The organism is Atopobium sp. oral taxon 416, from assembly GCF_018128285.1.
Taxonomy (GTDB): domain Bacteria; phylum Actinomycetota; class Coriobacteriia; order Coriobacteriales; family Atopobiaceae; genus Olsenella_L.
In genome coordinates this window covers 2,606,847-2,624,801 of the sequence record NZ_CP072380.1, presented here as the reverse complement: position 1 = coordinate 2,624,801, position 17,955 = coordinate 2,606,847, and the positions used below count along the sequence as shown (strand labels likewise).

At 57.5% G+C, this 17,955-nt stretch carries 23 protein-coding genes; 16 read left to right on the top strand and 7 right to left on the bottom strand.

All coding sequences use genetic code 11. The annotated features are described in order from the left end of the window. The first annotated feature begins 157 nt into the window (after positions 1-157). The 12 genes from J4859_RS13735 (at position 158) to J4859_RS13690 (ending at position 7,129) form a co-directional block, all read left to right on the top strand. Positions 158-1,003: an Abi family protein gene (locus J4859_RS13735; RefSeq protein WP_212330609.1), complete on the top strand. Its 846-nt coding sequence runs from the start codon at positions 158-160 to the stop codon at positions 1,001-1,003. A gap of 191 nt (positions 1,004-1,194) precedes the next feature. Next, a complete protein-coding gene (locus J4859_RS13730; protein WP_212330606.1) occupies positions 1,195-1,551 on the top strand; it encodes a helix-turn-helix domain-containing protein in 357 nt (118 codons plus the stop codon). 199 nt (positions 1,552-1,750) lie between these two features. Then, positions 1,751-1,948 (top strand): hypothetical protein, encoded by a 198-nt coding sequence (locus J4859_RS13725; protein ID WP_212330603.1) that lies wholly within the window; start codon positions 1,751-1,753, stop codon positions 1,946-1,948. 355 nt (positions 1,949-2,303) lie between these two features. After that, positions 2,304-2,618 (top strand): hypothetical protein, encoded by a 315-nt coding sequence (locus tag J4859_RS13720; RefSeq protein WP_212330601.1) that lies wholly within the window; start codon positions 2,304-2,306, stop codon positions 2,616-2,618. Positions 2,619-2,711: 93 nt separating this feature from the next. After that, positions 2,712-3,104 carry a hypothetical protein gene (locus J4859_RS13715; protein ID WP_212330599.1) on the top strand — a complete coding sequence of 131 codons (393 nt, stop codon included), beginning with the start codon at positions 2,712-2,714 and terminating at the stop codon, positions 3,102-3,104. Further along, on the top strand, positions 3,010-3,348 hold the full coding sequence (locus tag J4859_RS17960) for a transposase (RefSeq protein ID WP_371812075.1): 339 nt from the start codon (positions 3,010-3,012) through the stop codon (positions 3,346-3,348). The genes J4859_RS13715 and J4859_RS17960 overlap by 95 nt, the downstream gene beginning before the upstream one ends. Continuing rightward, a complete protein-coding gene (locus J4859_RS13705) occupies positions 3,260-3,664 on the top strand; it encodes a transposase (RefSeq protein WP_212330595.1) in 405 nt (134 codons plus the stop codon). The genes J4859_RS17960 and J4859_RS13705 overlap by 89 nt, the downstream gene beginning before the upstream one ends. A gap of 386 nt (positions 3,665-4,050) precedes the next feature. Beyond that, positions 4,051-4,926: an ROK family protein gene (locus J4859_RS13700; RefSeq protein WP_212330593.1), complete on the top strand. Its 876-nt coding sequence runs from the start codon at positions 4,051-4,053 to the stop codon at positions 4,924-4,926. 646 nt (positions 4,927-5,572) lie between these two features. Next, entirely contained in the window at positions 5,573-5,695 is a 123-nt protein-coding gene (locus tag J4859_RS17185; RefSeq protein ID WP_256436758.1) for a hypothetical protein, read from the top strand. Then, positions 5,686-5,808: a hypothetical protein gene (locus tag J4859_RS17180; protein ID WP_256436757.1), complete on the top strand. Its 123-nt coding sequence runs from the start codon at positions 5,686-5,688 to the stop codon at positions 5,806-5,808. The genes J4859_RS17185 and J4859_RS17180 overlap by 10 nt, the downstream gene beginning before the upstream one ends. A gap of 577 nt (positions 5,809-6,385) precedes the next feature. Next, a complete protein-coding gene (locus tag J4859_RS13695; protein ID WP_212330591.1) occupies positions 6,386-6,712 on the top strand; it encodes a MerR family transcriptional regulator in 327 nt (108 codons plus the stop codon). A gap of 63 nt (positions 6,713-6,775) precedes the next feature. Further along, complete coding sequence (locus J4859_RS13690; protein WP_212330589.1) at positions 6,776-7,129, top strand: TipAS antibiotic-recognition domain-containing protein; 354 nt, start codon at positions 6,776-6,778, stop codon at positions 7,127-7,129. Here J4859_RS13690 and J4859_RS13685 read toward each other — a convergent pair whose 3' ends face one another. Next, positions 7,130-7,489 (bottom strand): DUF488 domain-containing protein, encoded by a 360-nt coding sequence (locus J4859_RS13685; protein WP_212330586.1) that lies wholly within the window; start codon positions 7,487-7,489, stop codon positions 7,130-7,132. A gap of 185 nt (positions 7,490-7,674) precedes the next feature. Here J4859_RS13685 and J4859_RS13680 point away from each other — a divergent pair, with 185 nt between their 5' ends. Both J4859_RS13680 and J4859_RS13675 read left to right on the top strand, forming a co-directional pair. Next, entirely contained in the window at positions 7,675-8,688 is a 1,014-nt protein-coding gene (locus tag J4859_RS13680) for an NAD(P)-dependent oxidoreductase (RefSeq protein WP_212330583.1), read from the top strand. A gap of 1 nt (position 8,689) precedes the next feature. Next, positions 8,690-10,222, top strand: a complete 1,533-nt coding sequence (locus J4859_RS13675) for an NAD(P)-dependent oxidoreductase (RefSeq protein WP_212330581.1) — start codon at positions 8,690-8,692, stop codon at positions 10,220-10,222. A gap of 229 nt (positions 10,223-10,451) precedes the next feature. On the opposite strand, the gene J4859_RS13670 is transcribed toward J4859_RS13675, so the two are convergent. From J4859_RS13670 to J4859_RS13645, 6 genes are all read right to left on the bottom strand, one after another. Beyond that, positions 10,452-10,637: a hypothetical protein gene (locus J4859_RS13670; protein ID WP_212330579.1), complete on the bottom strand. Its 186-nt coding sequence runs from the start codon at positions 10,635-10,637 to the stop codon at positions 10,452-10,454. 337 nt (positions 10,638-10,974) lie between these two features. Further along, positions 10,975-11,157 carry a hypothetical protein gene (locus J4859_RS13665; protein WP_212330577.1) on the bottom strand — a complete coding sequence of 61 codons (183 nt, stop codon included), beginning with the start codon at positions 11,155-11,157 and terminating at the stop codon, positions 10,975-10,977. After that, on the bottom strand, positions 11,124-11,450 hold the full coding sequence (locus J4859_RS13660; protein WP_212330576.1) for a hypothetical protein: 327 nt from the start codon (positions 11,448-11,450) through the stop codon (positions 11,124-11,126). Before J4859_RS13660 ends, J4859_RS13665 begins: the two co-directional genes overlap by 34 nt. A gap of 73 nt (positions 11,451-11,523) precedes the next feature. After that, the gene (locus J4859_RS13655) at positions 11,524-11,712 is read right to left on the bottom strand and encodes a helix-turn-helix domain-containing protein (protein ID WP_212330574.1); all 189 of its coding nucleotides are present in this window, start codon (positions 11,710-11,712) and stop codon (positions 11,524-11,526) included. A gap of 367 nt (positions 11,713-12,079) precedes the next feature. Further along, positions 12,080-12,424 (bottom strand): PhzF family phenazine biosynthesis protein, encoded by a 345-nt coding sequence (locus J4859_RS13650; protein WP_212330572.1) that lies wholly within the window; start codon positions 12,422-12,424, stop codon positions 12,080-12,082. Between the two features lie 36 nt (positions 12,425-12,460). Next, the gene (locus tag J4859_RS13645; RefSeq protein ID WP_212330570.1) at positions 12,461-13,648 is read right to left on the bottom strand and encodes a helix-turn-helix domain-containing protein; all 1,188 of its coding nucleotides are present in this window, start codon (positions 13,646-13,648) and stop codon (positions 12,461-12,463) included. 150 nt (positions 13,649-13,798) lie between these two features. On the opposite strand from J4859_RS13645, the gene J4859_RS13640 reads away from it, so the two are divergent. Both J4859_RS13640 and J4859_RS13635 read left to right on the top strand, forming a co-directional pair. Continuing rightward, a complete protein-coding gene (locus tag J4859_RS13640; protein WP_212330568.1) occupies positions 13,799-15,280 on the top strand; it encodes an MFS transporter in 1,482 nt (493 codons plus the stop codon). Between the two features lie 4 nt (positions 15,281-15,284). Next, positions 15,285-17,939 carry a family 78 glycoside hydrolase catalytic domain gene (locus J4859_RS13635; RefSeq protein ID WP_212330566.1) on the top strand — a complete coding sequence of 885 codons (2,655 nt, stop codon included), beginning with the start codon at positions 15,285-15,287 and terminating at the stop codon, positions 17,937-17,939. Positions 17,940-17,955: the final 16 nt, after the last annotated feature.

The window sequence follows — 17,955 nt, the reverse complement described above, 5'->3', positions numbered from 1 at the left end:
CGCCCGTGACCTCCCACTCGTCCCTAAGCCCCCTGGGACCTCTTAAAGAGCCTTGCTAGCATGCCTACCTGAATATCCATATCGCACCTTAGGAACGCAGCCTCCTGTCGGGGAAAATACTGCCGTTTAAAGGCCACGCCCTCAAGAGGATGCAGGTGTGCTACCCACCAGAAGTGACGAAGAGCCCTATTTCAAGCTCGCAGCCTACCGCATCCTCTTCGACAAGCGCGTTGGCGGGAAACACAACGGCGAGTACGTAGGCCTCGACTTCGGGCATCTCAAGGACCTCGCGGCCATCGACCACATGCTCAGGTACACGTTGCTCCCGATGACACTGGACGTCGAGTACTTCGCGAAGGTCAAGCTCATACGCGAGGCAACCGAGCGGGCGGACGAGGACGGGTACTCGATCGTCGACGACTATCTGGCAAGCTTGAGCGAGAGAAACCGCTCGATCCGAGAGAACGAGATGGAGCGGCTGAAGAGAGACGGCTTCAGCGGCGGGATGGCCCGTAAGTACGACGAGGACAAGCCTGTGTGGGTTCTCGTCGAATTGCTCTCCTTCGGGGGCTTCATCAACTTCTATCTCTATTGCGCAGATAGGTGGAAGGACCGGCAGATGAGAAGCGAGCACTACCTGCTCAGGCAAGCCCAAGCCCTGAGAAACGCCTGCGCCCACTCCACGGACATCATCAGCGGTTTCGCACCAAGCGAGGTGAGCACCATCCGCACCCCGAAGGCGGTTGCACTGGCCCTCGCCGAGATCGGCGTCAACAAGCGTGCGAGGCGTGCGAAGATGTCCAATCTGCGAATTCAGCAGATAACGATGATGGCTTTTGCCTACAGGGAGCTGGTTGTGGGCTCCCACACAGGGGAGATGTGCAGGAGCCTGATCAAAGCCTTGGAGCACCGCACCACCGAGCATGCAGATTGGTATTCAAACGCCGACAGTGTGGCCTCCGCCTACAGATTTCTTTCGAGGATATTTGACAGCTGGATTTGATCGCTCATAATGAAGCCAGACAAAAAACCTTCGGGTTTTGCGGGGCGGGGTTGCGAAAGCGGTCCTGCCCTAGTTTTTTAGGTGGCGGATTAGCATTCTGAGTGCAACAGGATAGCCCGCTGAATGCAAGCGTGGCACACTCCGGAAGGCTACGATGTTGGTTGGCTAGTCAGCGTCGAAAGCTAGAAGGAATGTGCCACTACACACATCTTAGCCCTCAGGAGAGGGACTGCATAGCCACGCTGCATGCAGAGGGAAGGTCAATTGCCTATATCGCGGCAGAGATCGGCAGGGACAGCTCCAGCGTCTGCCACAAGCTCAAGAGGAACGGCCACCACGGACACTTTAGGGCATGTACTGCCCAAAGGAGGGCGGATGAGCGCCGCAGGAGATGCAGGGCGAAAAGGCGGCTTTCAGACCCTGCGCTCGCACAGAAGGTGCGCTTACTCATCATGGACAGACACTGGTCCCTGGAGGAGATAGACGACATCTCAGGCTCGAGGGTGGCGGCAGCGGCGTCGTTGAGCCTGCCGACTATTCTACCGTGAGGTCCTTAGCCGCCGCCCTCGAGCTGCCGGAAACCGGCCCCGAAGGCCAGGTACGGCACCACCTGCGCAGGAAGGGGAAGAGGATCGCAGCAAGGGGCCTAAGATCAGGGGTAAGATCAGGATCTCGCATAGCGTAAAGGAGAGGCCCAAGCAGGCCGATGCGAGGTCTTACCTCGGAGACTGGGCAGACGACACGCTCGTGGCAGCGGGACCCATGTGCCTGCTTGTGCTTGCCGACAGGGCAGTGAGGCTGCTTGCCGCGAAGAGAGCCAGCACGTCAGCGGGAGCGTCTTCAAGGCCGAGGTCGGGCTGCTACAGGGACGCCCGCTCGAGACGCTCACTTCCGGATAGGGGCAAGCAGCTCGCAGGGCATACAGGGCTCACAGATGCCCTTTGAGGTGTACAGTTCTACTTCTGCGACCCTCACCATCTATGGCAGAAGCTAACAGTTAAGAACACCAACGGGCTCCTGCGAAAGTTCTTCCCCTAAGGGCACCGACTTCGGAAAGGTCACGAACGAAGAGGTGCAGCATGCGGTGACCCTGATCAACAACAGGGCGAGGAAGGTCCTGAAATACAGGACAGCCAACGAGGTCTTTAGGGAGATGTTACACTCAGCTTGACAATCTGCCGGTTCAGTCCTGAAACCTGTGGGCAGATGCCCATGGCTTGATGCTCAAAGGGACAGAAAAGCGGTCATCCTCTAGAATCTTGCATCGCAACAAGAAGATCCCGAACAAGGATGGAGCGCAATGACAAGTGTAGCATCGCCATCAGCCCAGCTGCCCGCTATTTCCCATGCTGGAGAAGACTCTGTCTTCTTCCGGATCCCCTCCCATCTCGTGGGCTTCGTGCAGGCAGGAGATTCTAAGGAGAGCGTCTGCACGGAGGAGCTCGGCACATCGGGCAGGAGATGCAGGAAGGTGGTACAGATCCTCACTGTCCCCGGCAGGCTGATATCGAAGGATGCACCCTCGTGCCCCTGCTGCGGAAAGGCAATGGAGAAAAACGGGAAGGCCCCCATCGCACTTTGGCATCTCCCTCTCGGGATGGAGAGGCAAGGATAGAGGTCTCGCGGCCAAGATGGGCATGCAGGGAGTGCGGGGCCTCCTGCATCGAGGACGTCCCCCTTCAGGGCTTCAGGCCAGCGCATCACGCTGTTGCTGCTTGCCTTCGTGTGTGACCTGCTCGCCCTGGGGCAGACCCTCAAGGCGATGTCGCCCACGGCAGGCTTCGACAGAAACGTCGTGAAAAAGATCGAGCGCGCGAGGCTCTCTGGGCTCTACACGGAAGGGGAAGGCAGTAAGCGAAAGCTGCGCAAGCCCGAGCGGCAGGGAAGGTATCTGGGTGCAGATACGTTCAAGCTTCACGGCGGGCACCGCTGCGCCACCGTGATCATAGACCTCAAGATGGGACATGTGCTGTGGCTTGTCCATTCGAAGGGAAAGAAGGTCCTCCATGCCTTCTGCGACCACGTGGGCGAGGAGTGGATGTTTGCATGTAGAGGCCATCGCCTGCGACATGAACGCCGACTTCGAGTGCGCCTTTCTTAAGAGGTTCCCGCACATCGTCTACGACTGCTTCCATATCGTGAAGAACTTCAACGAGAAGGTCATCTGTAAGGTCAGGAAGGATAAGAAGGCAAGGCTTAAGGAGGAGGGCGACGCCGAGGCCGCGTGTGCCCCTCAAGCACTCCACATACATCCTTATGTCCGGCAAGGACACGAGGAAGAGGAAGGAGCGCGATGCACGCGCCGGCAAGGTGGTCTTAAGGGGCAGCGCCCTCTTCGGCAATGAGGAGGCCCTGCAGACAGGAGGCGCCAGGAAGCGCTACGAGGAGCTCATATCCCAAAACGAGCTGCCCTTCGCCTGCGACATCGCAGATGAGATGCTCTCCAGGGCATATGGCTACAGGCAGGAGAAGCGCATGCGCGATGCGATGGAGCAGGTCGTGGAGGTCTGCCGCGGCACGAAAGACAGGTATCTCGCCAGGGTTTCCTGTCTCGCAGAAGGGCACATGGACGGCATCATCGCGCATGCCAGGCACCAGATATCCTCGGGGAAGGTGGAAGGCACCAACTGCATGATCAAGACGCTCAGGAGGGCAGGCTAGGGATACCCTAACGACGAGTACTTCTTCCTCAAGATCTTCGATGCCAGCAGGCGCTACCCGAAGGCAGCCGGGGCTGGTGCGTGATGGGGCTACACACAAGTTTTAGGTCTGAGCCGAAATACTTGTGGGCTTAGCGCTATATCACGCTCATCGTTAGGAGCCTATACAGAACTGTTAAAAAAGATAATAATCTCTGTATAGAATTAGCGAAATGATAGGTCAAAGCAGTACCTCGTTTTGGCAGCAAGAACGAGGTGCTACACATATGCATAGGTGACGTGTGGTAGAGACAGGGCGTAGAACAAGGCCATTTAAAGGGCTCCGCCGGCAAAAGGCTGGCGAAGCTGTTTCACCCATAACTATCCCAAGTAAGGAGGGACGCTCAAATGGCGAAGATAGGTGCTATTGAAGCCGGTGGTACAAAGATGGTCATGGCCATCGGCGACGAGAAAAGCAATATTTCTGAGCGCGAAGAGATTCCTACCACTGAGCCAAAGGAGTGTATTCCGAAGATGGTAGAGTGGTTCCGTTTGCGCAATATCGATGCACTAGGTATTGGCGCCTTTGGACCGACTGCGGTAAACCCAAAGGATCCCCGGTTCGGCCACATCCTCATCACTCCTAAGACGGCTTGGATCAACTGCGATCTGCGTGGGCCGTTCCTACGTGAGCTGAATGTCCCGGTGGGCTATGACACCGACGTCAATGTTGCCTGCTTAGGTGAGGCGGTCTTCGGTGCCGCGAAGGGCCTCTCGAATGTCATTTACGTTACGATCGGAACTGGCATCGGTACCGGCGTGATGATCGAAGGCAACCTTCTCCACGGTATGCTCCATGCTGAGGCTGGACACATCCATGTTGAGCGTGTTCCAGGCGATGACTTCAAGTGCAACTGTCCCTACCATGACTGCTGTTTGGAAGGCATGGCGGCAGGCCCTGCAATCGAGAAGCGCTGGGGCAAGAAGGGGTATGAGCTCGCTGGCAACGATAAGGTGTGGGATATCGAGAGCTCTTACATCGCGCAGGGCGTTGCAACCTATATCCTGTGCTACTCACCGCAGAAGATCGTACTCGGCGGCGGTGTGATGAAACAGGAGCAGATGTTCCCGCAGGTCCGTCAGAAGACCTTGAAGCTGCTCGGCGGCTACCTGGTAACCCCTGAGTTGGACGATATCGACAACTACATCGTGCCTGCTGGCTGTGGCGGAGACCAAGGCATCCTCGGCTCCCTGGAGCTTGGGCGCCGAGAGCTTGAGAAATAGAGATTTGATCAACCTGCAGAACGATGCGACAAGGTAATGCGTTGGAATGAGCGTTCCGTTGTTTCCTGAAGAGGGGAGCAGTGGGACGCTTTCGTATGGATACAATTACAACATAATGGCTTAGGGGAGTGGACGTACGAATCATCCTGTATATTCATAAATCACATCAGAATCGCATCACTATCGTATCGAAAACGCATCATATCATGTCGCTATGCATGATATGATTGCTATGATTTGATCCGATAAGTTCCTGATCATACTAAAGCAGAGTATGCTATTCCGTGAGAGCGAAACTATAACCTTAAATCCCAGGGCCAGAGGAGAAAGACCAGACGAGAGGCACTCCTGGAGCGGATGGATGCAATCGTTGTGTGGCACAGCTGGATTGCACTGGTAGATACCAGCTACCACTGACAGGCTCTTGTCAGGCATGTGCACGCTGCAAAGACAAAGCTTTAGGATGTATCCTGCTTTAGGTAATGTTCGCTCTCTTAAGACGAGAGAACCTAAGGATGCTATCCTGGATTGTCACTCCTGGCAGCGCTTCTGTGCACGTAGACCTCATGCAAGCGCAGGTGCCAGATGCGACGACACTTGCGAAGATGCGCCATAGCCTTAAAGCGAGAGGAGTTCGGTAAAGCTTGTGCTTCACGACCTGAACTTAGAACTTAAGAAGGCAGGGATCACGGCGCGGGGTGGCTCCATGGTGGATGTGACCTTCACCTGGGCCCTAAAGCTTAACGAAGAACCAAGACCATGCGCGTGACCCTTAAAGCGCACCAGTCCAAGAAAGGGGGAGTCTGGCGTATCGGATACAAGGCGCATATCGGCGTGGATGCCGCAGGCGGCCTTGTGCATGGTGTGGAGACGATCGCCTAGAATGTGTCCGACATATCCTGTGGCACACACACTCGTAAGGGAAGATGACAGGTTCTGCTGCGCAGACTTTAGGCTATATAGGTATAGCGAAGCGCCCTTAAGGACGCATAAAGACCCACACCTCTCATCTGTGCGCTAAAGCGTTGCTAAGGAAGCCTTCGACTAGAGAGGGTCTTGCCTGTGCACTCTCAGCCGAAAAGGGCATCGAGTCCAGGAAGGCATCCGGCCGCTCAAAGGTAGAAGCACCCTTCCTTATCGTGAAGCGGCGCTTCTGCCCCTTAAGGAAGCGCTACAGAAGGATAGAGAAGATACCTGCACACTCGAGTCTGCCTCGCCCTTGCAAACCTTACCCATGTGCATCTTTTGCCGGCAGGCTGCGCCTCCCGGCTCCCAGAGTCGCTTGATCCGTCTTGGAGCCTTCTTGCGGTGCATGCGGCAGGACAAATGTAAGGATAGCGGCTCCTGCACGTACTGGATGAGCATCCTTCCCTGCCTTTCCCGCATTCCGGCCTAGAAAGGCTGTGTGGTCGGTCCCCTCTGACACGTTATGGGGCATTAATCATCGTTTCCCTAGGAGATGAGCACGCTTGCTGGCGTGAGCGTGCGTACCCTTCGGCTCTACGATGAGCGGTGGCTTCTCATGCCGAAGCGAGCAGAGAATGGCTACCGCATCTATACGGAGGAGGATGCCGAGCGCCTGCAGGAGATCCTGCTTTGGCGGGCCTGCGGGATGCCGCTTGTGCGCATGGGAGAGCTCCTCGACGAGAATGGTATGGATGAAAAGGAAGCGCTTGAGGAACAGATAGCGATGTTTGAAGAGCGCGAACAGGCACAGCATGAGGCGCGTAAGTGTGCCGAGCGCACGTTTGGGGCGTTGAAGAAAGGAAGGGAGATAGGTACATAAGAGAGGTTCTCGAGCCTCAAGGAAGCAACGATAGAAGAGAACGAATGGTGCTACGGGGCTAAGGTGAAGGCGAAATACGACGATGCCGTCGTGAATGCTGCCAATGATGTCCTGCTGAGCATGGACGAGGGTGAGTGGAACAACTTGCGCGTGCTTGAAGATCGAATCATCGACCAGCTCAAGCTCGCTCTGAAGACGGGCAATGCCCAGAGCAGCGAGGTGACAAAACTCATGCGCACCCATACTGCTTGGGTACAGGCACACCGGGGCAGGGACCGCAGGCTCACACACAAGATGCATGTGAGCCTGGGCCAGATGTATGTGGTAGATCCGCGCTCTCAGGAGTACTACGCCTCAGGGGCAGAAAAGGGCGCTGCCGCTTTCCTGGCGGAGGCTATCGAGGTCTTGGGAATCTGATCAGGCAAGTTTCTGCTCGAGCCACTCTTTGAGGATCGGTCCTTGGCTCAAGGTTGGGTCCTTGGCACCGACAAGTAGCGTCACAGTCTCGGGTGCGAGTTCCTTGAGCTTTTCTGCTTCTGCCTGAGCATCTGCAGAGGCATCAAGCTCTGCGAGGTATTGCTGCCGGAACGTGTCAAAGTTCTCCGGTTTGTGGCCAAAGGCCTTCCTCGTTTCGGTCGAAGGGGCAAGGCACTTTGCCCACTCGTCCATAGTGAGATTCTCCTTCTTGATGCCGCGTGGCCAGAGCCTGTCCACGAGCATGCGGTAGCCATCGTCGGGTGTTGCTGCCTCATAGGGGCGCTTGATCTTGATATCCATGTAGTTCCTTTCTCTTTGCACTGCTGCTCTCTATGGTAGACCTCTCTCGTTGTAGTGACTCTTTATCTTGCGGGCACGATATGACAGATATGAAAGATTGAGGACAGGAATATAAGACAGAGGGCCTCTCTCGCCGCTATCATTTCCTCAAATCAGAGTGTAGGACAGATGGTGAGGGGACCTCCATGAAGGTGTTCATAATCGGTGGCACGGGGCTTCTGGGAAGCGAGGCGGCGCGCGAGCTCATAGCTCGCGGCCATGAGGTGGCAACGCTGGCGCTGCCACCACTGCCGGAAGGGGCCCCGCTTCCTCCGGAGATGAAGATTGAGTTCGGCAACTATCTCGAAATGTCTGACGATGAGCTGCGAGAACACTTTCGTGGCTGCGATGCTTTCCTCTTCGCGGCAGGTGTCGACGAGCGCGTCGAGGGACCGGCACCGATCTACGACCTGTACAAGAAGTTCAACATCGATCCGATCAAGCGGCTTCTTCCGCTTGCGAAGGGGTGTGGTGTGAAGCATGTCGTGATTTGCGGCAGCTACTTTGCCTATCTTGCAAAGACGCACCCTGACATGGAGCTCACGAAGTGGCATCCCTACATCAGGAGCCGCATCGAGCAGGAGGAGGCTGCCATAAGCTTCGCAGATGGCCACTTCGATGTCGCGGTGCTCGAGCTTCCTTATATCTTCGGCACGCAGCCAGGCAGGCGCCCCATGCGGGTCTTTCTCGTCGAAACCATTGCCAAGATGAAGAACAAAACGCTCTGGACGAAGGGCGGCACGACCATGGTGACAGTGCGCCAGGTGGGGCAGGCGCTTGCCGGTGCCGTCGAGCACAATCATGGCGGAAACTGCTACCCTATCGGCTGGTGGAACATGACGTGGAAGGACATGCTCGATATCGTCCAGAAGTACATGGGTTGCGCCGGCAAGCCGATCAAGACGATCCCGAAGTGGATGTATGCAATCGGTGGCTGGACCATCCGCCGCGATCAGAAGAAGCGCGGTATCGATGGTGGCCTCGATATGGTCCGCTTTGCCGACATCCAGTGCACGAATCTCTTCATTGACAGGAATCTGGGGTCTGTGCCCCTGGGAGTCACGGACGACGATATCAACGCCGCCATCGGCGACTCCGTGAAGCTCTCCATGGCAGTGGCAGAAGGCAAGGCTAAGACGATTTCGATGAAGGGAGAGTAGGATGGCAAAGAATCTTCGTGTCTTCATGACCGGTGCCTCGGGCGGCATGGGCATGGAGTCCTTGAAGCAGATGATGCCCAATGTAGGCAAGGCATACGACCTCGTGTTACTCGTGCGCAACTCGGAGAAGAACCGCAAGGAGATGGCACCCTTCAAGGGCAAAGACGGCCTCGAGATCGTCTGGGGCGACCTCGATGACAAGGAAGCCCTGAAGCGCTGCCTCTCCGACACCGACCTCGTGATCCACATCGCGGCCTTCGTCTCTCCTTCGGCCGACTACTATCCGAAGCGCGCGATGCAGGTGAACTACGGCGGCACGAAGAACCTCATCGAGTGCATCTACGAGCTCGGTGAAGAGAAGAGCTGTGCCTTTGTCTACATCGGCACGGTCGCGGAGACCGGAGACCGCATGCCGCCGATCCACTGGGGACGTGTGGGAGATCCGATCAAGCCGTCGATATTCGACTACTACGCAGTATCCAAGGTCGCAGCAGAGCGTCTTGTGATCGAGTCCGGCCTTACGCGCTGGGCAAGCCTGCGCCAAACCGGCATCATGGGGCCTGCGATGGTGCGTATCCGCGATGCGATCCAGTTCCATAACTGCCTCTACAACGTGCTCGAGTATGTCTCCGACCGCGATTCGGGATGCGCGATGGCACACCTTGCAGACTACGAGGCAACAGGAACGCTCGACTCCTCGTTTTGGGGCCACATCTATAACATTGGCGGCGGCCCCTCCTGTCGCACTTCGACAATCGACATGTATCGCACGCTCTATGGAGCGCTCGGATTCAAGAGCCTCGATCACGTGATCGATCCGCGCTATACGGCGACGAGGAACTTCCACGGCCAGTACTACCTCGATTCGAACAAGCTCGAGGGCTACCTCCACTTTCAGCATGACTCGATGCAGTATTTCTACGACGAGTACCTCGAGGCCATGGACCCTGCTACCATTGGCTTCTCGCGCTTCCTCTGCCGGGTTCCGGGTGGCGAGGCTCTCATGGGCAAGATCATCAACAAGTCGACCTTCGACAAGCTTCTCGATGCGGGCCACGGAACACGTCACTTCATCCAGGCCAACATGGAGGACCGCATCGACGCCTACTGGGGCTCGAAGAAGGCCTGGGAGGTGCTGCCTTCCAAAGTGAGCGAGATGGAGCCATTCACGGACTGGGATACGGCCGTGCGCATCGATCACGGCTACGACGAGTCCAAGTCCGAGAGCGAGCTTTCGCTCGAGGACATGCAGAAGGCCGCCAAGTTCCGTGGTGGCGAGCTCCTCTCCACGAGCATGAAGAAGGGTGACTGGACAGGCAAGCTCCGCTTCCGCTGCGCCTTCGGCCATGAGTTCGAGGCATCGCCGCGCCTTGTGCTCGAGGGCGGCCACTGGTGCCCCGAGTGCGAGAGGAAGAGCTGGAACTACGGCGAGCGGGCCAAGCGCGATCCCTTCTTCGCGCAGGTATGGAACCCGCTCCATGAGTCGGATGAGCTTCGCGAGTATCCGAAGGAAGTCAGCGAGCTCGACATATAGCGCTAGGGCAGGGTGAGCGATGAGGTCCGAAGCGTTGGTTTTGGATCCCTTCTCATACCTTGGGATGATGCTTCAGCGGGATGTGGTAGACGTACTTCAGGGAAAGCCGCCGTTCTGAAAGGACCTACCATGTCGGTGACTATAAAGCTTCTCGAGAACCGGGAGATGCTCGAGGAGACGCTTGCCTCGTCTGGCCGCATTGTGCGGGGAGGGTGTCCCTATAGTCCTGTCAAGCCATAGCAGGTGACTTTTCTACATCGCCTGCCGGCGGCTCCACATATGGCACCCCATCGCGCATCATTGTATGGATTACGCGGAGCCTCTTGCGTGCGAGTGCCTTGAGCGCCTTGTTGTGTCTCATGCCCCTTGCAACGCAGGCATCGTAGTACCTCCTGAAGCGCTTCTTCGTCCCCACGAGGGAGTTGCAGCTGAATATGAGGAGGTTCTTGAGCGCCTTGTTGCTTTTATGGGCGCTCTTCTGTGACTTTATGGAGTGACCTGTGTCAATATTTCTGTCGGCAGATTGTCAAGCTGAGTGCAACATCTCCCTAAAGACCTCGTTGGCTGTCCTGTATTTCAGGACCTTCCTCGCCCTGTTGTTGATCAGGGTCACCGCATGCTGCACCTCCTCGTTTGTGACCTTGCCGAAGTCTGTGCCCTTAGGGGAAGAACTTTCGCAGGAGCCCGTTGGTGTTCTTAACTGTTAGCTTCTGCCATAGATGGTGGGGGTCGCAGAAGTAGAACTGCACGCCTCAAAGGGCATCTGTGACATCTGCATGCCCTGCGAGCTGCTTGCCCCTATCCGGAGTGAGCGTCTCGAGCGGGCGTCCCTGCAGCAGCCCGACCTCGGCCTTAGAGACGCTCCTGCTGTCGTGGTGGCATCTCTTCGCGGCAAGCAGCCTCACTGCCCTGTCGGCAAGCACGAGCAGGCACACGGGTCCTGCTGCCACGAGCGTGTCGTCCTCCCCCCCTCTCCGAGGCGAGACCTCTCATCGGCCTGCTTGGGCCTCTCCTTTACGGTATGTAAGATCTCGATCTTGTCTTTAGTCTTAGGCCTCTTGCTGCGCAGGTGGTGCTGCACCTGGCCTTCGGGGCCGGATCCCGGCAGGTCGAGGGCGGCGGCTACGGACCTGCCTGTAAGAATAGTCGGCAGGCTCAATGACGCACCTGCCGCCACCCTCGAGCCTGAGATATAGTCTATCTCCTCCAGGGACCAGTGTCTGTCCATGATGAGTAAGCGCACCTTCTGCGTAAGCGCAGGGTCTGAAAGCCGCCTTTTCGCCCTGCATCTCCTGCGGCGCTCATCCGCCCTCCTTTTGGGCAGCACATGCCCTAAAGCGTCCGTGCCGGCCGTTTCTCTTGAGCTTGTGGCAGACGCTGGAGCTGTTCTTGCCGATCTCTGCCGCGATATAGGCAATTGACCTTCCCTCTGCATGCAGCGTGGCTATGCAGTCCCTCTCCTGAGGGCTAAGATGTGTGTAGTGGCACATTCCTTTTAGCTTTCGACGCTGACTAGCCAACCAACATCGTAGCCTTCCGGAGTGTGCCACACCTGCATTCAGCGGGCTATCCTGTTGCACTCAGAATGCTAATCCGCCGTCCGAAATATTGACACAGGTCATTATTCCTGTCGCCGGCATCGGGGTAGGAAGCGACAAAGGCGCCAGAAGAATCCGGCCTGCCGGATGAGGGACCGGGCATGGCAGCGCCTGACGGTGCCATCTTTCCTGCCAACCCGCACTTCAGATTGGTTGGCTGGTCCTGGAAGCTCCGGGAAGACAAGGTCCTCTCCGAGCCAGGTTTCCTTGGGTACCTCTCCGAAGGTACGCTCCATGGCAGGCGTGACGTCCATGCGTATCAGCGCAAAGGCAGGGAAATCCATCGCATAGAGGCCGTCTCTCCGTACGACGTCGAGCCTGCCGCCTGCGGTTTCGAAGGAAAGTATCGGTGCAGGATCTGGTTTGCAACAAAGGCAGAGGTCAGAGTCGCATGCCCGTAGAGGTCGATCTCGCCTTTCGGTGTGAACCAGCGAAGGCCATAGGATCCTTCCTTGGGAAGCAGGAAGGCCGTCTCGGAGAGAGCATTCTCTTTCGCAATGGCCTGCATGAGGGAATCTTCAGACCAGGCGTCTACAAGGCAGACAGCGGCAGGATTACTCTTGAAGAGGGTCTCCGTGAAGGCATCGACGATGTACTGCTTCATCTGGAACTCCTCACCGCAGAGACAGCCTGGAGAGCCTCAAGCGTAGCGCTTCCGCCATCCGTTTGGCGTGATCCCCGTGGCCTTCTTGAAGACTGTGCTGAAGTGGCTCTGGGAGCAGAAGCCGAGATAGATGGAGATGGCAAGGAGTGGCTGGTCGGTGTTCTTGAGGAGACGCTTTGCCTCCTCCACCTTCTCGCGCCGGATATAGGCAGAAAGTGAGATGCCGCACTCGCGTTTGAACTGCGTAGAAAGAAATCCGCGGCTCACCGAGAGTGCATCTGCCACTTCCTGGGTCTGTATCGGTTTGAAGATATAGGCATGCACATAGTCGGCAACGTCGCGGGCAAGGGGGGAGGGGTCGTTGCCTATCTTGAGCCTCTCGACCCGTTCTGCATAGTCGAGGAGCATATGCCAGCCGAGATCAGCGATCTCGCTCACGTCCTGCATACTTTCGCAGCGGCCGATATAGGCGTCGGAGAGCCCCAAGGCTTCGTCTTCGGCGAGACCTCCCTCGATTGCAGCGCGCGAGGCGAGCGTCGCCTCGACGATCAGGAGGTCCTTCGTGTGGCGGAGGTAGCTCTTCGTGAGCGTGCCGGCACGGAAGGTCGGGATGCTTGCAAGGTAGCTCCTAAGCTCCTGGGGCCTGCCTTGGGAGATGAAAGAGGAGATCTTCTGCTCGACCTGGCGGCTCGAGTGGGTGCGCTCGTCGGGTCGGAATGTGTTGCGACCGAACTCCTCCTGTGCCATCTCGCGCGAGAGCGCCTCCTGGTACTCTTTGCTGATTACAAGGTCTTCGACCGTGAGGTGTTTCCCTGTGAGGGCAAAGCCGAGAGAGCAGGTCATGAGGAGGGCGGTCTCACGGGGCATGATGCCAAGCGTGTCCATGGCCTCCTTGAAGGCAGGCATCTGATCGGGAAGGACGCCCAAGGCGATGCTGAGGCGTTCTTGGGTAAGTTCGTCGGGCCGCTTGTCATAGAACGGCCCCACGACGAAGAGGAGCTTCTCTGTTCGCACGCACCCGTAGAGCGCGAAGTCGTCCGTCTCGAAGCAGAAGGCCTCCGATGATTCCTTCTCGAGGCGGGGCAGGAGTGGGTCTGCCGGGTCCTGGGGGAAAGGTGCAGGGCTCGAGAAGAGAATCTTGTCGTGGCCCGCATAGACGCGGACCGGCACCATCGAGATGTCTGTCACGAGGTGGGCTATATAGTCGCGGTCTCCGATGTCCATGGACGCCGCCGTTCATCCGCCGTTTCCTGCCACCTGTCATCACAATAACAGATACGACAAATATAGAACAGATATGACATACATTTCTGCTTTCCCTCCGTAGAATCTTGCCAACATCAGAAAAGTGGCCAGACAGCTTGGAGGAATCGCATGGCGGGCGGCATATCTCTCTCATTCATGAACAGACGTATCTTCGACTCGCGCGTGAAGACAGACAAAGTGGGTGCTAAGGAGAAGATCTTCGGCTATCTTATAGGGCCGATCGGGCCCGCGCTCGTGAACGCCGTGCTTGCAAGCTATCTCAATGTCTACTACACAGATGCCCTGGGCCTCACCCTCGTGTGGGGAGGACTCTTCCTTCTCATCTTCCCGATCGTCTCGAAGATCGCGAATGCCGCCGTGAATCTCTGGGTTGGAAAGCTCATCGAGCGCACGCATACCCGTCAGGGCAAAGCCCGTCCCTATCTTCTGATCTCGGCACCGATTTTCTTCATTACCTCGGCCCTCTGCTTCACGGTGCCGAATTTCGGCATCGCTGCTGAGGTCATCTGGGTCACGATCACCTACAACCTCTTCTATCTCTGCGCAAACTCATTCTATACGATGGCGCACAACCTGATGGTCCCGCTCTCGACCCGCGACTCCGACGCCCGTGGCTCGCTTTCTGTTATGAACAACATCGCGATGACCATGGCGACCGGCATCATCATCGCTATGCTCTTCCCGATGTTCGTGCTGCCGGTCCTCGGCGCCTCCCGCGAGGCCTGGGCTACTATGGGCTGGATCCTGGGCGCCATCGCTTTACCTATGATCTTGATGGAATACTACTACACCCGCGAGCGCGTGACCGAGGAGCAGAGAGAGGCTGAAGAGACAGAGCCTCTGCCCTTCCGCGAGCAGATCAAGACTGTCATCCACGACCGCTACTGGTTTGTCCTTATGCTCTATCTCTTCATCTACACGCTCTCGATGAACTTCAAGAACCTGTCACTTCTCTACTACTGCAACTATGTTCTCGGCTCCTACAATGACGGCATAACGATGACGCTCGTGAACGTTATCGGCGGTATCCCGATGGGCCTTGGTATCTTCGCCGTCTGGCCGATTGCGAAACGTGCAGGTCTTCGGAATACGACGCTTGTCGGCTTCGTTATCGTCGCTGTCGGCTCTGCGATCTGTGCCATCGTCCCGACGAGCATGCCGATCGTCCTTGTTGGCCAGTTTATCAAGAACATCGGCTGCCTTCCTGCCTCCTATGTGTTCATGGCGCTCTTCGCCGATGTGCTCGACCACTGCGAGTGGAGGTTCGGCTTCCGCTGTGATGGGCTGTCGAGTGCCATCTACTCGATCACCCAGACTGTCTGTGGCGGTATTGCAAACGGCGTCTTCAACCTCATGCTCTCGGTCACGGGCTATATTCCGCCTTCGGTCGTGGACGGCGTGACGGTTGCCGCCCAGCAGTCCGACGCCACGAAGGCCGTCTTCGTGTTCTTCTTCCTGATCCTCGACATCATTACTTCCATCGTTATCGTCTTTCTGCTCTCGAAGCTCGATGTAGAAAAGACGATTGGACAGGAGCAGGCAGAGATCAAGAGCCGTCACGAGGCAGCAGCTACCGAGTCGAGGGAGTAAGGTCATGCATGCAGTGAATCTTGAGGCAGCTTGCCTCACGAATCCGCTGGGAATCGATATGGCATTGCCCCGCCTGCGCTGGCAGGATGAGAGTGGCATCGCCCAGAGCGCCTATGAGATAATCTCCCGGGCAGACGATGGTTCCCTTCTCTGGGATACCGGCAAGGTTGAGAGCGCCTCAATGGAGCTCATGTGGCCAGGCATCCCGCTCAGGAGCCGCGAGCGCGTCTCCTGGCAGGTGCGCATCTGGGATGAAGAGGGCAAAGCCGGTCCCTGGTCCGATGCCGCTACGATCGAGATGGGGCTTCTCGATGCCGCAGATTGGAGGGCGTCCTGGATCTCCGGCGACTACGATGTGCCGTCCCAGAGGTCGAGCGCCGTCAGCAACTTCAAGCAGATGATCTCTGCCATGCATCCACCAGGGCCCGATCAGGTCGTGTGTGAGCCCATCATCGAGGGACGCTTCCCTGCCGACTGCTTCCGCCGCCTCATCAAAACAGCAAAGCAGGTTGTGCGTGCCCGTCTCTATATCACGGCCTGCGGCCTCTACGAGGCGAGGATCGATGGTGTCAAGGTTGGCGACTTCTGCATGGCGCCAGGATATACGGACTATCGTAAGAGGATCCACTACCAGACATACGATGTGACCGATATGGTCCAGGAGGGTACGCATGCGCTCGAGGTCCAGCTCGCCGATGGGTGGTATCGCGGCTCGACCGGCGCCTGGGGGCTCCTGAACCAGTTTGGCACGCAGACGAAGCTTCTGGCTCAGCTCGAGATTACCTATAAGGACGGGATCTCCGAGTGCATCTGCTCCGGTAAAGACTGGGAATGGTCGGATGATGGCCCCATCCTTTTCGCCGACAACAAGGACGGCGAGATCGTCGATGCGACCCGTGTGCCCAGCTATTCGGGACATGCGCGCCTTGCAACCTGCAAGGTCGTGCCAACCGCATCCGACTCTGTGCCGGTGCGTGCCCATGAGCGCTTCGTGCCTGCGTGCCAGAAGGCTCCGAACGGCAGGCTTCTCTTCGACCTCAGGCAGAACATCGCAGGCTGGATCGGCTTTTCCATCTCGGCCCATGCAGGCCAGCACGTGCTCCTGCGTGCAGGCGAGCTGCTCGACTCCGAGGGAAACCTCACGCTCAAGAACATCCAGTGTGCCCGCGAGGGCTTCGCGACACCGCTCCAGCAGGTCGAGTATGTCTGCCGCGAGGGAGAGAACAGCTATGAGATGCGCTTTGCCGTCTTCGGTTTCCGCTATGTGGAGGTCGAGACCGACACGGACTTGCATGAAGGAGACCTCTTTGCCGAGGCCATCTATTCCGACATGCTGAGGACAGGGACATTCGAGAGCTCGCACGAGCTTCTGAACCGCTTCTTCGGCTGCACGGTTTGGTCCACGAAGGGCAACTCCCTCGATATCCCGACCGACTGCCCGACCCGCGAGCGCCATGGCTGGTCGGGAGATGCACAGATCTTCTTCGAGACCTTTTCCTATCTCTTCGACTGTGAGACGTTCGAGCGCAAATGGCTGCACGACCTCTTCGATGCACAGCGCAAGGATGGCGCGTTCACGCAGATCGCGCCCTACGGCGGCGTGGACTCCTACATGAAGTTCCTCGACGGCTCGGTCGGCTGGGCCGATGCCGGCGTCCTCATTCCGTATCGCTACTGGAAGCACTACAACGACCCGAGCATCCTCTCCGAGTTCTATCCTGGCATGCAGCGCTATGCGGGATTTATGATGAAGAGATGTGGAAAGAGGGGCGCGTTCTCGAAGCGGATTGTGCTCTCGCGCGAAGCGAAGAAGTTCCTCGTCAATACCGGCCAGTGCTACAGCGAGTGGGCAGAGCCCGAGGATATTCACAAGATGGACTGGAAGGATACCGTGACACCGCACCCCGAGGTCGCGACTGCCTATACGGCGCTCGTGATGTCGCGCATGGCAGAGATTGCCCACGAGCTCGGGCATCTCGAGGACGAGAAGCTTTACCAGCGCTATGCGGATGGGTGCCGCCTAGCCTATCAGGAGCTCTCGCACCTCCAGGAGTACACGCTCGATACGGACCGCCAGGCCAGGCTCGTGCGCCCCCTGGCCTTCCATCTTCTTGACCAAGAGCAGACGGTCTTCGCCGAGAAGCGTCTCATCGAAGCGCTCGACATGTACGGCTGGAGGGTCGGCACAGGTTTCCTCTCGACGCCACTCATCCTCGATGTGCTTGCAGGGTATGACCTGAAGGCTGCCTACCGTCTCCTCGAGAACGAGGAGCTGCCGGGGTGGCTCTGCATGCCGAAGTTGGGAGCGACGACCGTATGGGAGTCGTGGGAAGGCACCTCTGCGCAGGGCGGCATCGGCTCTCTCAACCACTATTCGAAAGGTGCCATCTGCGCCTGGCTCTTCCGTTGCATGTGCGGCATCGAGTGCGCAGGCGAGCACCACTTCCGCATTGCACCTCATCCGGGCGGAGATCTCTCCTATGCCAAGGCAGCCTATGCGAGCATTTATGGCGAGGTTGTATCCGGCTGGAAGAGGACGGATACGGGCTGGAGCTTCGATATCGCGATTCCTGCCAATGTCACGGCCGACATCATTTTGCCTGACGGCACGGAAAAGGCGGTCGGTGCCGGCACCCATCATTTCAATTGCAAGGATTAGGTAATAAGGAGCATTT